The sequence below is a fragment of the Micromonospora sp. WMMA1923 genome, assembly GCF_049179195.1.
In the GTDB taxonomy this organism is placed as follows: Bacteria; Actinomycetota; Actinomycetes; order Mycobacteriales; family Micromonosporaceae; genus Micromonospora; species Micromonospora yangpuensis.
On record NZ_JBMHLZ010000001.1, the window covers coordinates 5,814,861 to 5,828,248 of the forward strand.

Sequence of the window (13,388 nt, forward strand, 5' to 3'; positions counted from 1 at the left end):
GCTGGTCGACTGGCCGCCGCCGCGGGTCAGCTGGCCGCCAGTGCGTGGCCGGTCCGCTCACCGCAAGGAAGGGCCCCTTGTTAACGCGCGCGGGTGAGAAGGGAACCCTTCTCTACCGTATGCGTTAACAAGGGGCCCTTCCTTACACCTCAGGTGGAATCTGGCGGTTGTGCCGGCGGGACCGGCCGGGTCGGGGCAGTCTGCGGAGGGACCTGTCGGCGAGACCGGTGAGGGGGCAGCGTGCGACGCCCGGACACCCGGTTCACCGCCCTGCTGCTGCTGGCCGCACTGCCACCGGCCGTGGAGGCGTTCGTGCTGGTGAAGGTGAACTTCATCTCCGCGCAGGGCCTGCCACCGCAGATCACCGCCGTCTGGCCGTACGACACGTACCACGATCTGCGGTGGATCTTCGTGTACCACAACTCCTGGCTCGCCTTCGGTGTCCTGATGGTCGCCGCGATCCTCCTGCGCGGCCTGCTCACCACCGGATTGGTGGCCCTGGCCTGGCCCGGGGAGGTGGACCGGCCCAGCGTGCGCTGGCTGCTGACGCGCAACACCTTCCTGTCGGTCCTGGTCGCGCTCTTCGTCAGCCCGTGGGCGGTCGCCTCGGTGGCGGCCTCGGTGGTGGCGCTCTCCTGGCTGCTGATCGCCTCGCTGCTGCCGATGTTCCTGCTCGCGCCGTTCCTGCAACGGGCCGCCGTGGTCGGGCCGTGGTGGCGGGGGCTGCCGTCCTGGCCGCTGGTCGGCTGGTCGAGCCTGAACTTCGTACTGATCACCGTGACCGGGGCGGTCGCCTGGAGCGTGCCGAAATGGTGGACGGTGCCGGTGGCCGGCGTCGCCGGGATGCTCAACGGGTTGCTCTGGCAGCGGACCGTACGCGCCGCCGTGCTGGCTCCGCCACCGCGGCTGGCCTGGGTGCCGGTGACCCCGCTGGTCGCGCTCCTGGTGCTGGCGGTGCCGTTCGCGGTGCCGGCGCTGATCCGGCTGCTGCCCGGCGGCGGCACGAAGGTGGACGCGGCGGTGCTGACCAAGCCGCTGCCCCCCACGGTCCGGCATGCGGTGATCGTGCTGGCCGGCTACGGCTCGACCTACGACGGGACCCGACCGCCGGACCCCAACGTGCAACGTTTCTCCTACCGGGGGCTCGGCCCGACTGGCGAACCCCTGCCGTACGGGTCCACCGACACCTTCCAGTCGATCAGTTCCAGCGTGGACCTGCTGGCCGACCAGGTGGAGCGGCTGCACCGGCGGACCAACCGCCCGGTGGCCCTGATCGGGCAGAGTCAGGGTGCCATGGTGGCGCGCACCTACCTGGCGCAGCGCCGGCACCCGGCGGTGGACAGCCTGGCGATGTTCAGTCCGCTGGTCAACGCCGGTCGGGCCTACTATCCGCCACCCGGGGACCAGACCGGCTGGGGAGTCGCCACCGGTTGGCAGCTCCGGGTGATATTCGGCGGGGTCAGCCTGGTCCGGCCGGTCGCCACCGGGCCCGACGAGCCCTTCATCCGTTCCCTGCTGGACGACGCACCGTTCTACCGCAACAACCTGATGTGCCCGGTACCCGGTGTTCGGCTCGTGGCCTTCCTGCCCACCGCCACCGCCACCGAGGCCCCACCGGGGGACTACACCCAGATTCCGGTCTTCCAGCAGCCCGGTGTGCACGGCACCCTGCTCGGTCGGCGGCAGGCCCAGGAGAACCTGATCGCCTTCATCACCGGCCAGTCGATCGACCGGCCCCGCCGGGAGTACTACCTGCTGCAACGGATCAGTGCCGCCTGGCAGGCACCCCCGCTGGCGATCTGGATCAACCCGGCCTGGCAGGCGCACCGGGAACCGGACCCGGCCTTCACCGGGAAGGTCTGCCTACCGAACTGACCCGCTCCGCCCGCCGACGCCACCGGCCGTGCCGCAACAGCAGCCGGGCGGCGGCCACTGCCAACCCCGCCGTGATCAGTGCCTGCACCGGATGGAACGGCCCGATCACCAGGTGCACGCCGATCCCGAGCGTGGCGGCGGCCAGTCCCAGCCGGGTCGACCAGACCCGCCCGAGCGGCGCGACCAACCCGGCCACCCCCAGCAGTACGCCGACCGCCAGGTGCAGCCAGGCCCAACCGGTGACGTCGTGGCGGACCAACCCCTGCTCGGTGAGCGAGACGTACCGGTCGGTGCCGAGATCGTCGATGGCAATCAGCACGTCGAAGAGTGCCGCCGTACCGAGCAGGATCCCGGCCAGCAGCAACGGTCGCTCGCGCCGGTTCGGCGTACTCCCGGTCCGCACTCCTGTCGACGCCCGACGGTCCACGGTCCCAGGTTAGGAGCATCCCTCCGCCCGGTTCACCGACTTGAACGATCTGCCGACTCGGCTGATCTGTCTTTCTCCGCCAGCACCGGGCGCGTCCGGGCAACCACGAGGGGTGGACGGGGGACTACGCTGGCCGGGTGACGGTGGGGCAGCAGAGCCGGGGTGCCGGCAACGGCACGGCGAGCGGGGGCCGACGGCGTTCCCGACGCGAGGAGATCCTGACCATCGCGGTCGGGCTGTTCGCCGCCCGTGGCTACCACGGGGTGTCGATGGACGACATCGGTGCCGCCGCCGGCGTCACCGGGCCGGCCCTCTACCACCACTTCGCCGGCAAGGAGGCGATGCTGGTCGCCGCGCTGGTCCCGGTCAGCGAGGGGCTGCTGGCCGGTGGCCGGGACCGCGCCCTCGGGCATCCGGGCGATCCCCGCGCCGCGGTCGAGTCGCTGATCGGCTTCCATGTCGAGTTCGCGTTGGCCAACCCGGCGGTGATCGCCCTGCACCTGCACGAGCTGGACCGGCTGCCGGAGGAGCCCCGGCGGGAGATCCGCCGGCTGCAACGGCTCTACGTCGAGGAGTGGGTGACGGTGCTGACCGCGCTGCACCCCCGGCTGGACGCCGCCGAGGCCCGGGTGCTCGCCCACGCCGCGTTCGGCCTGATGAACTCGACGCCGTTCCTCGGTGGCGAGGTGGACCGGCTTCGCTGCGCCGAGCTGCTGCGCGCCGCCACCCTGGCCGCCCTGCTCGACCACCCCCGCAGATAGCCGGTGCCCTACCGGACATCGCCCTGAACCGACCGCGTCCCTGGGCCGTTGTACCCGTCGGCGACGATGCTGGTGCTCGGGAGGGCGTGTGGACGATCGGATCTCCGACAGCGATATCGAGCGGCTGGCGGTCTGGGTGTTGAGAGGAGACATATGGCGGTCCGCCGGGTCTCCACGGTGGAGCGGTGAAAGCCGTGACTGGGTGAAGGCCGAGCGGTTCATCGATGAGACGCACCGTGCCCTTCGGCCGGAGGCGGGGCGACTCGGCGCGCTGGTACCCGGCCTCAAGCAGATGATGGGCCGGCTGAGGGGCAGGTCCGCTTCCGCGCGTGATTGGAAGCGTGATTGGCAGCGGGTCGACCCGCCGCCCTACGGGAGATCCGATGCCACGGTCCCTGCTCCGACCTTTCGCAACCTGGCGCCTTACGGTTTGCCGGCGAATGAATCACCGATCTCCGGTGTGGAGATGTCATTGAAGAATGATGTGGAAATTCGCCTGGCGGTTGCCGCCAAAATCAAGGATATGATATCGGCCGATGCCAGCCTTGACAGGCTCCACAAAAAGGGTGCTCTGTCCGTAGTCTCGGCCTATTATTACCAGCACCGCCAAAGTCAATTCTCGACACACCTCGGTGGGCTGGATCACGGTGGCTGGCTGGCCGAGTCTGTTTTGAATCACGAGGGTGCGGTACGGCCGGAGATCACAGAGCTGCTCAAGTCCCCGCCCTCGTTCCGGTACGGCGATTATGTGCAGCAAGTCCTGGCGAGCAACCAGCAGGCGATGGAGTACGAGCGCCGGGAGCGTCTCGCGGGCAAGTGGTTGTCGACCGAGTTCAAAAGCATCGCGCCTCCGCTTGAGGCCTATCTGATGGAAGCCCGGGAGCGGGCTTCCGCCCAGCGTCAGGCGGAAGCCCGCCGGGTGGCCTGGGAGCCGCCGGTCTTCCAGGCCGGGAAGGCCGAGCAGGCGAGGGCGGCGAGCGCAACCTACCAGCCGCCCTCGGCCTCGTCGACCACTTCGAACAACCCGTGGGCGCAGCACCTGCGCGGGCCGGCACCGGCACAACTCGGCTCGAACAACCCGTACCACCCGGACAAAAACCCCGCCCGTTCGCAGCCGTCGCCAGTGCAGCACGGCGCCCCCACATCTCGGCCGGGATCCGCCCGGAGCCGGTGACCCTGGTTCCGGAGGCTCCTGTCCCGTCTGGCTGGACCGCGGGTCATCATGGTTCGCTACTGGCGTTCGCCACCCCCCCTGGAAGCTGGAGGAAACATGATCGAGTCGCTGCTGGTCGCCAACCGGGGCGAGATCGCCCGCCGGATCATCCGTACCGCGCGGCGGCTCGGCATCCGGACGATCGCGGTCCACTCGGAGGCCGACGCCGAGCTGCCCTTCGTCGCCGAGGCCGACGAGGCGGTCTGCGTGGGCCCGGCGAACCCGGCGTTGAGCTACCGCAACACCGACGCGATCCTCGCCGCCGCCAAGTCCACCGGCGCGCAGGCGATCCACCCCGGCTACGGCTTCCTGTCGGAGAACGCCGACTTCGCCCGTACCGTCGAGGCCAACGGCCTGATCTGGGTCGGGCCGGGCGCGGATGCGATCACCGCGATGGGCGACAAGATCAACGCCCGGAACCTGATGGCCGCCGCCGGGGTGCCGGTCGCCCCCGGCACCACCGACCCGGCCGCCGACCTCGACGCAGCGGTCACCGCCGCCGCCGAGATCGGCTACCCGGTGATGGTGAAGGCCGCCGCCGGTGGTGGCGGCATGGGCATGGGCGTGGCCACCGACGAGGCCGCGCTGCGCACCGAGTACGACAAGATCCGCTCGTTCGCCGAGCGGATGTTCGGCGACGGCTCGGTGCTGATCGAGCGTTACTTCCCCCGGGTACGCCACGTCGAGGTGCAGATCCTCGGCCTGGCCGACGGTCGGGTGGTGGCCCTCGGCGAGCGCGAGTGCTCGGTGCAGCGGCGCAACCAGAAGCTGGTTGAGGAGTCCCCGTCCCCGGCGGTCTCGCCGGAGCTGCGGGAGCGGTTCCTGGCCGCGGCCGTCCGGGCCGGCGAGGCGGTCGGCTACCGCAACGCGGGTACGGTCGAGTGCCTGCTGGTCCCAGGAACCAACGAATTCTTCTTCCTGGAGATGAACACCCGGCTCCAGGTCGAGCACCCGGTGACCGAGCTGGTCTACGGCGTCGACCTGGTCGAGGAGCAGCTGCGGGTGGCCGCCGGGCTGGCGCCCACCTTCGACCCGGACGCGCTCGCCCCCCGGGGGCACGCCATCGAGCTGCGGATCAACGCCGAGGACCCGAAGCGGTTCCTGCCCGGCCCCGGCAAGATCGCCACCTGGACCGAGCCGGCCGGTGAGGGCGTCCGGGTCGACTCCGGGTACGTCGCCGGCAACACGGTCACCCCGTTCTACGACAGCCTGATGGCCAAGTTGATCGTCAGCGCCCCCACCCGCGACGAGGCGATCGAGCGGGCCCGCGCCGCCGTGGCCGGGTTTGAGGTGGCCGGTCCCAAGTGCAACCTGCCGTTCTTCGCCGAGCTACTGGAGAACGACGAGTTCCGCTCCGGCGACTACGACACCGGCATCGTCGGCCGGATGCGCTGACCCTCCCTGCTCTGTCTTCCCCGGCTGGCCGGTGCGGCTCGGCTGGCCGGTGCGGCTCGGCTGGCCGGGGTCGATCGGCGGGTCTGCGCTGGCCGGGCCGGTCGGGGTTGGTCGCCTGGGCGGGTTGGAGCGGGTTGATCGACTCGGTTGGGCCGATGTGGCGGTATCCGGACGTCCTGGACCCCGCCACATCGCCACAACCGAGTCGATCACGGCAGCGGGGGTGAGCCGCGCTGGCTCCTGGGCAGCGAGCGCGACGGATGCCTCGGGTGTGGTGAGAGGGGTGCCCCGCTCTACCGTAAGTGTTAACAAGGGGCCCTTCCTTTCCCGTGGTGAGGTGGCGAATGTCTTATATGCCGGAATCTGTGGTGATTCGTGAGGTCGGGCCGCGGGACGGGTTGCAGAACGAGGATCCGATCCCGACCGAGGCGAAGGTACGGCTGCTGGACGCGCTCTCCGGCACCGGCGTGCGGCGGATCGAGGCGGTGTCGTTCGTGCATCCGAAGGCGATCCCGCAGATGGCGGACGCGGACGAGGTGTGGCGGCGGGCCGCGAAGGTCGACGGGGTGCGCTACTCGGCGCTGGTGCCGAACACCCGGGGTGCGCAGCGGGCGCTGGCCGCCGGGTTCACCGAGATCGAGGTGGTGGTCTCGGCCAGCGACACGCACAACCGGCGCAACGTCAACCGTTCCACCGATGAGTCGCTGGACGACATCGCGGCGCTGATCGACCTGCTGCACTCCGCCGGGGCGACCGCCGAGGTGATCGTGGCGACCAGCTTCGGCTGCCCGTACGAGGGGGATGTCGATCCGGCGCGGGTGGCCGCGATCGTGGACCGGGTGGTCGCCGACGGCGCGGACCGGGTGGCCTTCGGCGACACCACCGGCATGGGTACCCCGCGCCGGGTCCGCGAGCTGCTGACCGCGGTACGCGACCGCAACGCGCAGGTGCCGGTGCTGCTGCACTTCCACAACACCCGGGGTACCGCGTTGGCCAACCTGCTGACCGCGCTGGAGCTGGGGGTGACCGAGTTCGACGCCAGCGTCGGTGGCCTGGGCGGTTGCCCGTACGCGCCGGGGGCCAGTGGCAACCTGGCCACCGAGGAGGCGGTGCACATGCTGCACGACATGGGCATCGACACCGGCATTGACCTGGCCGCGCTGCTCGACGCCGCCGCGCTCGCCGAGCGTCTGGTCGGTCGCCAGCTCCCCTCGGGGGTGCTGCGGGCCGGCCCCCGGGACCGGCTGACGCCGATGCCAGCGCTCGGAGCGGGTTGACACCGATGCCGGCCCTCGGGACCGGCTGACGCCGAGGTCGGCCTGACCAGCGGCCGGTGCTCCCGAGGACACGCCGGCAGCTGTGCCGGATGCCACCGGATGCGCTAGCCTAACGATCGTTCAGGCAGGCTGGCCCGGAGGCCGGCAACGCGGCGAGGGAGTCGGCGTGACGCTCGACGGTGAGGCACTGGAGCAGCTGCGCAAGCGCGCCCGGGCGGGCGGTGCGGACAGATACCACGCGGCCAACGCCGCCAAGGGCAAGCTCTTCGCCCGGGAGCGGGTGGCGTACCTGGTCGACGAGGGCTCCTTCGTCGAGGACGGGCTCTACGCCAACGCCACGGCCGACGGGTTGCCCGCCGACGGGGTGGTCACCGGCACCGCCACCATCGACGGCCGGCAGGTCTGCCTGATGGCCAACGACTCCACGGTCAAGGCCGGTAGCTGGGGCGCACGGACGGTCGAGAAGATCATCCGGATCATCGAACGGGCCTACGCGACCGGCGTGCCGATGGTCTACCTGGTCGACTCCGCCGGTGCCCGGATCACCGACCAGGTCGACCTCTTCCCGGGCCGGCGCGGCGCGGGGAAGATCTTCTGGAACCAGGTGCGCGCCTCGGGGGCGATCCCGCAGGTCTGCGCGCTGTTCGGCCCGAGCGCCGCCGGTGGGGCGTACATTCCGGCCTTCTGCGACGTGGTGGCCATGGTGGACGGCAACGCCAGCATGTACCTCGGCTCGGACCGGATGGTCGAGATGGTCACCGGGGAGAAGACCACCCTGGAGGCGATGGGCGGGGCGAAGGTGCACTGCGCCGAGTCCGGCGTCGGGCACTTCCTCTGCAAGACCGAGGCCGACGCGCTCGACGTGGTGAAAACCTATCTGTCGTACCTGCCGGCGAACTGGCAGCAGCAGCCGCCGACGGCACCCGCCGTCGACGCGCCCGCCAAGGCCGACCTGGCCGCGTTGGTCCCGGCCAGCGAGCGGCAGGCGTTCGACATGCGCCGGTACGTCAGGGGCCTGCTCGACGACGGCAGCTTCTTCGAGATCCAGGCGCTCTGGGCCAGGGAGCTGACCATCGGCTTCGGCCGGCTGAACGGCGAGGTCGTCGGGGTGGTCGGCAACAACTCGATGTTCAAGGGTGGCGTGCTCTTCGTCGACTCGGCCGACAAGGCGACCCGGTTCGTGCAGCTCTGCGACGCGTTCAACGTGCCGCTGCTCTTCCTGAGCGACGTACCCGGTTTCATGGTCGGCAGCGCGGTGGAGAAGCAGGGCATCATCCGGCACGGGGCCAAGATGATCACCGCGATCTCCGAGGCGACCGTACCCAAGATCTGCGTGGTGGTCCGCAAGGCGTACGGGGCGGGGTTGTACGCGATGGCCGGCCCCGGGTTCGAGCCGGACGCGACGATCGCCCTGCCCACCGCGAAGATCGCGGTGATGGGGGCGGAGGCGGCGGTCAACGCGGTCTACGCCAACAAGATCGCGGCGATCGCCGACGAGACCGAACGGGCCGCGTTCGTCGCCGCCCGCCGCGAGGAGTACGAGCGCGACATCGACCTGGTCCGCCTCGCCAGCGAGCTGGTGATCGACGCGATCGTCGAGCCGCACGAGCTGCGCGGCGAGCTGATCCGGCGGTTCGTCGCCGCCCGGGGCAAGGACCGGCAGTTCTCCCGGCGGCGGCACGGCGTCACCCCGGTCTGAGCGAACACCCGGCACCATCCGCTGTCACCGGCGTCACGAGCGTCGGTGGTGGCCCGGCCACACAGGAGGAACCATGGACTTCCGGCTCAGCCAGGAGCAGGAGGCGCTGCGGGAGAGCGTGCGCGAATTCGCCCGCGAGGTCGTCGCGCCGGTCATCGCCGAGCACTACGAGCAGCACACCTTCCCGTACGAGATCGTCCGGCAGATGGGCAAGATGGGCCTGTTCGGCCTGCCCTTCCCGGAGGAGCACGGCGGCATGGGCGGCGACTACTTCGCGCTCTGCCTGGCCCTGGAGGAGTTGGCCCGGGTCGACTCCAGCGTGGCGATCACCCTCGAGGCGGCGGTCTCCCTCGGTGCCATGCCGATCTGGCGCTTCGGCACCGACGAGCAGCGGGCGCGGTGGTTGCCGAAGCTGCTCAGCGGGGAGGCGCTGGCCGCGTTCGGGTTGACCGAGCCCGGGTTCGGCTCGGACGCCGGCGGCACCCAGACCCGGGCGGTGCTGGACGAGCGCACCGACGAGTGGGTGATCAACGGGTCGAAGGCGTTCATCACCAACTCGGGCACTGACATCACCTCGCTGGTCACCGTCACCGCGGTCACCGGCACCCGGCCGGACGGCAGCAAGGAACTGTCCACCATCATCGTGCCCGCGGGTACCCCGGGCTTCACCGTCGCGCCGGGCTACTCCAAGGTCGGCTGGACCGCCTCGGACACCCACGAGCTGACCTTCGACGACTGCCGGGTGCCGGCGGCCAACCTGCTCGGTGAGCGGGGGCGCGGCTTCGCCCAGTTCCTGCGGATCCTCGACGAGGGGCGGATCGCCATCGCGGCGCTGGCCGTGGGGCTGGCCCAGGGCTGCGTCGACGAGTCCGTCCGGTACGCCAGCCAGCGCGAGGCCTTCGGCCAGCCGATCGGCAACTACCAGGCGATCCAGTTCAAGATCGCCGATATGGAGCTGCGGGCGCACACCGCCCGGCTGGCCTACTACGACGCCGCCGCCCGGATGCTCGCCGGACAGCGGTTCAAGCGGCAGGCCGCGATCGCCAAGCTGCACGCCAGCACGGTGGCGGTGGACAACGCCCGGGACGCCACCCAGGTGCACGGCGGCTACGGCTTCATGAACGAGTACCCGGTGGCACGGTTCTGGCGGGACGCCAAGATCCTGGAGATCGGCGAGGGCACCTCCGAGGTGCAGCGGATGATCATCGCCCGCGATCTCGGCATGTGATCCGGGCGCACCAGCGGCCGTCGGCCGGCGCCCGCAATCGGGTCGGCCGGCGGCACTGTCGGGAATCGGCGCGCCTGCGTCGGTAGTACGACGATCGACTGCCGTCGGTCGTACCCGGTCCGTACTCTTCCACCCCATGACTCCGGTCCATGATCGATCAGGGCGCCCGGACGGCCGTGCCGCGTTGCCGGATCTGTTGCGTGGGCACCGCCGCTCCGCCGGGCTGACCCAGGCCGAGTTGGCCGCCCTGGCCGGGGTCGGGGTCCGGACGATCCGGGACCTGGAACGGGGTCGTGCCGCGCGTCCGCAGCGCACCACCGTGGAGCTGATCGCCGGTGCCCTGGGGCTCACCGGGGTCGTCCGGACGGCGTTCCTCGCCGCGGCGCGCGGGACCGGGTCCGCCCCCGCCGCGCCCACCGACCCGATGACGAAGGACCTCGACGGTACGCGTACCGCCCTGCCGGCCGCGGTGGAGCTGACCGGCCGCGAGCAGGACGTCGCCGAGCTGACCCGACTGGTCACCGGTGACCGGCACCCCCCGGTGGTCAGCCTGGTCGGGCTGGCCGGCGTGGGCAAGACGGCCCTGGCGCTGCGGGTCGCGCACACCGTCGCGGCCGAGCACCCGGGCGGGGTCGCCGGAGTGCTGGTGGGCGAGGGGTCGGACGTCGGCGACGTACTGGCGGCGGTGGCGGCGTCCTTCGGGGTCAGCCGGGATACCGAGCTGGCCACCCGGATCGCCGGCCGGCCGGCGCTGCTGCTCGTCGACGCGGTGGAACGGGCCCCGGACCCGGTGGCCGCCGCGTTGACCAGGCTCGGCGTGACCCTGCCCGACCTGCGGATCATCGTCACCGGACGGCATCCGGTCGGGGTGCCCGCGGAACGCGTCTGGCCGGTTCCGCCGCTCGACGTACCACCGCCGGACTTCGACCCGGACGGGCCGGCGGCGTTGGCGGCGTACCCGGCGGCGGCGCTCTTCACCACCCGACTCGCCCAGGTACGCCGGGAGCCACCCCGGCCGGCCGAGCTGCCGGCGTTGGCCGCGCTGGTCCGGCGGCTGGGCGGGCTGCCGCTGGCCATCGAGCTGATGGCCGCCCGAGGCCGGATCCTCGACCTCAACGAACTGCTCGACCGGTACGGCGACCGGGTGCTGGACCTGGCCCGCCCCCCGGAGCGCATCTGGCCGGAGGCGCGTGGCGGTCTCTCGCCGGCGGCGGTGACCCTGCGCGAGGCGGTGGCGACCAGTTACCGACTGCTCGCCCCGGACGAGCGCACCGCGCTGCGTCGACTCTCCGTGTTCCGCGACCGGTGGTCGGTCGAGCTGGCCGAGGAACTGCTCGCCGACCCGGACGGCACACCTGTGGACCGGGCGCCGATGCTGGACCGGCTGCACGAGCTGGGGCTGCTCAGCGTGGCGAGCCACGGCTCGTTCCGGTTCCGGCTGGTCGACGCGGTACGCGAGTTCGCCGCCGAACAGGCCGCCGGCGCCGGGGAGGCGACCGCCGTCCGGCGGCGGCACGCCGAGATCGTCACCCGGCTGGTGGTCCGCACCGCACCGGAGCTGACCGGCGCGGGCCTGGCCGCCGCCGTACGCCGGTTGGACGAGGTGAGCAGCGACATCGCCACCGCGCTCGGGCACGCGGCGGTCGACGACCCGGTCACCGCCCTGCGGCTGGCCGCCAGCCTGACCCGGTGGTGGCGGTTCCGGGGCCGCGACGTCCAGGGCCGGCAGTGGTTGCGGCGGCTGCTGGCCGATCCCCGTACGGCCGACGCCGATCCGGTGCTGCGGGCCTGGGCGGCGCTGGGGGTGGCCCGACTCGCCGCCGAGCACCGGGCGGGCGCCGCCGAGCTGCCGGGTGCACGCGCCGCCCTGGCGGCCTTCACCGCGGCCGGTGACGTCGACGGGGAGCTGGCGGCACGGGCCGTGCTCAGCTCGCTGCTCATCGCCGCCGGCGCACCCGACGAGGCGCGGCAGCAGGCGGAGGCGGTGCTCACCCTGGCCACCGGCACCGGGCGGGTACGCGACACGGCGGTGGCCCAGAACAACCTCACCTGGCACGACATCCGCCTCGGTGACCTGGTCGGGGCCCGACGGCGACTGGCCGCCGCGGAACGACTCGCCGCCCAGTGCGCGGAGCAACGGCTGCGCCTGCTCGTCCGCGCCAACCTGGCCGAGGTGGCCCGGCTGGAGGGCCGGTACGTCGACGCGGTGGACCAGGGACGACGGACCGCGGCGGCCCTGGTCGAGCTGGGGGATCCCGGGCACCGACGCCGGGTGCTCGGCACGGTCGGGTTGGCCCTGGCCCAGGACGGCCGCTGGGCGGAGGCCGCCGAGGTGCTGGCCGAACTGCGCAGCTCCGCCGGAGGGGGCCGGGTGGACACGGCGGCCGGTTCCCCGACGCGGGGCGACCGGTCGACCGGTACGGCGATCCGGCCCGAGGACGGCATCTGCGCGCTGATCGAGGGCAACGTGGCCCTGCTGCGGGGCGACCGTGAACTGGCGACGGAGTGGTTCGCCGCTGCGGCCGAGGCGGCCACCGGCGGTCAGGACCGGCGGGACGTGGTGGAGGCGCTGGTGGGGCTGGCGGCGAGCACCGGGGACGCCGAGGTGCTGGACCGGTTGGAGCGGGTCTGCCGGGACAGCGGGATCCGGTTGTTGCCACAGGAGGAGGGGCTGCTCTACGCGCTCCGGGTGACCCGACCGGGACCGCAGGGAGGGTGGCGCGAGCGACTTGCCCCCTGACTGTCCCTCGCTCGTCGCTCGCGCCGGCACCCCCCGGTGCGCCCCCGCTGACAGGGAGACTAGTCAGCGCCATCAAGGCACTACGTACCTTTTGTGGGGTTATTAAGGCTGTGTAAGGCACTTCTGCCGGTCGTTCTGCCGGTGTCGTGGCGCGCTCTGGCCGTCGCCGGTCGTGATAGTGCGTGGTCGTCGGGCTGCGCGTCGTCGGTGAAGCGGTCGGGACGTTGCCCGCCCGGGGTCAGTGGGACCCGGCGTCGCCCGGACGGTGGTCGGCCGGGTCGGTGCTGCCCGCGGTCGCGCCCGGATGTACCGCGTCGCGGACCCGGCGCAGGCCGTCGAGGAGGGCGGCCAGCGCCGCCGGGTCGAGTTGGCCGGTGAACCACTGCTCGATGATCCGCAGGTGGCCGGGGAGGGTGGCGTCCAGCCGGTCCAGGCCGGCCTCAGTGACCCGCGCGTACGAGCTGCGCCGGTCGGAGGGGCAGGCGCGGCGGCAGAGCAGGCCGTCGCGTTCCATCCGGTCGACCACGCGGGTGACCCCGCTGGTGGAGAGTGAGGTCTGGGCGGCCAGGTCGGTCATCCGTAGCTGGTTGCCGGGCGAGCGGGCGAGGCGGGTCAGCACCTCGAACTCGACCGGGGAGAGGCCGTGCTCCTCAAGTTGCTCGGCGAACCGGGCCGACAGCCCGGCGTGCGCCTCGACGAGCAGGCCGACGGCGGTGATCCGGGGGTCGTCGAACACGTTCTGGTCCACCTGGCCAGCATACCAGTGCTTGACA

At 72.0% G+C, this 13,388-nt stretch carries 10 protein-coding genes; 8 read left to right on the forward strand and 2 right to left on the reverse strand.

The window, feature by feature from the left end; all coding sequences use genetic code 11:
* Positions 1-240: 240 nt before the first annotated feature.
* Entirely contained in the window at positions 241-1,875 is a 1,635-nt protein-coding gene (locus ACN28G_RS26445) for an esterase/lipase family protein (RefSeq protein ID WP_421480581.1), read from the forward strand.
* On the opposite strand, the gene ACN28G_RS26450 is transcribed toward ACN28G_RS26445, so the two are convergent.
* Positions 1,847-2,302, reverse strand: coding sequence for a DUF7144 family membrane protein (locus tag ACN28G_RS26450; RefSeq protein WP_421480582.1), 456 nt, complete (start codon positions 2,300-2,302; stop codon positions 1,847-1,849). The two genes, ACN28G_RS26445 and ACN28G_RS26450, sit on opposite strands and share 29 nt — an antisense overlap.
* A 137-nt stretch (positions 2,303-2,439) precedes the next feature.
* Here ACN28G_RS26450 and ACN28G_RS26455 point away from each other — a divergent pair, with 137 nt between their 5' ends.
* From ACN28G_RS26455 to ACN28G_RS26485, 7 genes are all read left to right on the forward strand, one after another.
* The gene (locus tag ACN28G_RS26455) at positions 2,440-3,063 is read left to right on the forward strand and encodes a TetR/AcrR family transcriptional regulator (RefSeq protein WP_091432649.1); all 624 of its coding nucleotides are present in this window, start codon (positions 2,440-2,442) and stop codon (positions 3,061-3,063) included.
* A gap of 88 nt (positions 3,064-3,151) precedes the next feature.
* A complete protein-coding gene (locus ACN28G_RS26460; protein WP_421480583.1) occupies positions 3,152-4,237 on the forward strand; it encodes a hypothetical protein in 1,086 nt (361 codons plus the stop codon).
* A 96-nt stretch (positions 4,238-4,333) separates the two neighbouring features.
* The gene (locus ACN28G_RS26465; protein WP_091432656.1) at positions 4,334-5,671 is read left to right on the forward strand and encodes an acetyl-CoA carboxylase biotin carboxylase subunit; all 1,338 of its coding nucleotides are present in this window, start codon (positions 4,334-4,336) and stop codon (positions 5,669-5,671) included.
* A 344-nt stretch (positions 5,672-6,015) separates the two neighbouring features.
* Positions 6,016-6,948 carry a hydroxymethylglutaryl-CoA lyase gene (locus tag ACN28G_RS26470; RefSeq protein ID WP_421480584.1) on the forward strand — a complete coding sequence of 311 codons (933 nt, stop codon included), beginning with the start codon at positions 6,016-6,018 and terminating at the stop codon, positions 6,946-6,948.
* Between the two features lie 166 nt (positions 6,949-7,114).
* Complete coding sequence (locus ACN28G_RS26475; RefSeq protein ID WP_421480585.1) at positions 7,115-8,647, forward strand: acyl-CoA carboxylase subunit beta; 1,533 nt, start codon at positions 7,115-7,117, stop codon at positions 8,645-8,647.
* Positions 8,648-8,720: 73 nt separating this feature from the next.
* The gene (locus ACN28G_RS26480; RefSeq protein ID WP_091432667.1) at positions 8,721-9,875 is read left to right on the forward strand and encodes an acyl-CoA dehydrogenase family protein; all 1,155 of its coding nucleotides are present in this window, start codon (positions 8,721-8,723) and stop codon (positions 9,873-9,875) included.
* A 136-nt stretch (positions 9,876-10,011) separates the two neighbouring features.
* Positions 10,012-12,615, forward strand: coding sequence for an ATP-binding protein (locus tag ACN28G_RS26485; RefSeq protein WP_421480586.1), 2,604 nt, complete (start codon positions 10,012-10,014; stop codon positions 12,613-12,615).
* A 238-nt stretch (positions 12,616-12,853) separates the two neighbouring features.
* Here the strand turns inward: ACN28G_RS26485 and ACN28G_RS26490 are convergent, their stop codons facing one another.
* Positions 12,854-13,363, reverse strand: coding sequence for a MarR family winged helix-turn-helix transcriptional regulator (locus tag ACN28G_RS26490; RefSeq protein WP_091432673.1), 510 nt, complete (start codon positions 13,361-13,363; stop codon positions 12,854-12,856).
* Positions 13,364-13,388: the final 25 nt, after the last annotated feature.

Excerpts from the sequence above, each read along its gene's own strand:
- ACN28G_RS26470 (WP_421480584.1), top strand. The coding sequence starts at position 6,016 with ATGTCTTATATGCCGGAATCTGTGGTGATTCGTGAGGTCGGGCCGCGG.
- ACN28G_RS26485 (WP_421480586.1), top strand. The coding sequence starts at position 10,012 with ATGACTCCGGTCCATGATCGATCAGGGCGCCCGGACGGCCGTGCCGCG.
- ACN28G_RS26480 (WP_091432667.1), top strand. The coding sequence starts at position 8,721 with ATGGACTTCCGGCTCAGCCAGGAGCAGGAGGCGCTGCGGGAGAGCGTG.
- ACN28G_RS26465 (WP_091432656.1), top strand. The coding sequence starts at position 4,334 with ATGATCGAGTCGCTGCTGGTCGCCAACCGGGGCGAGATCGCCCGCCGG.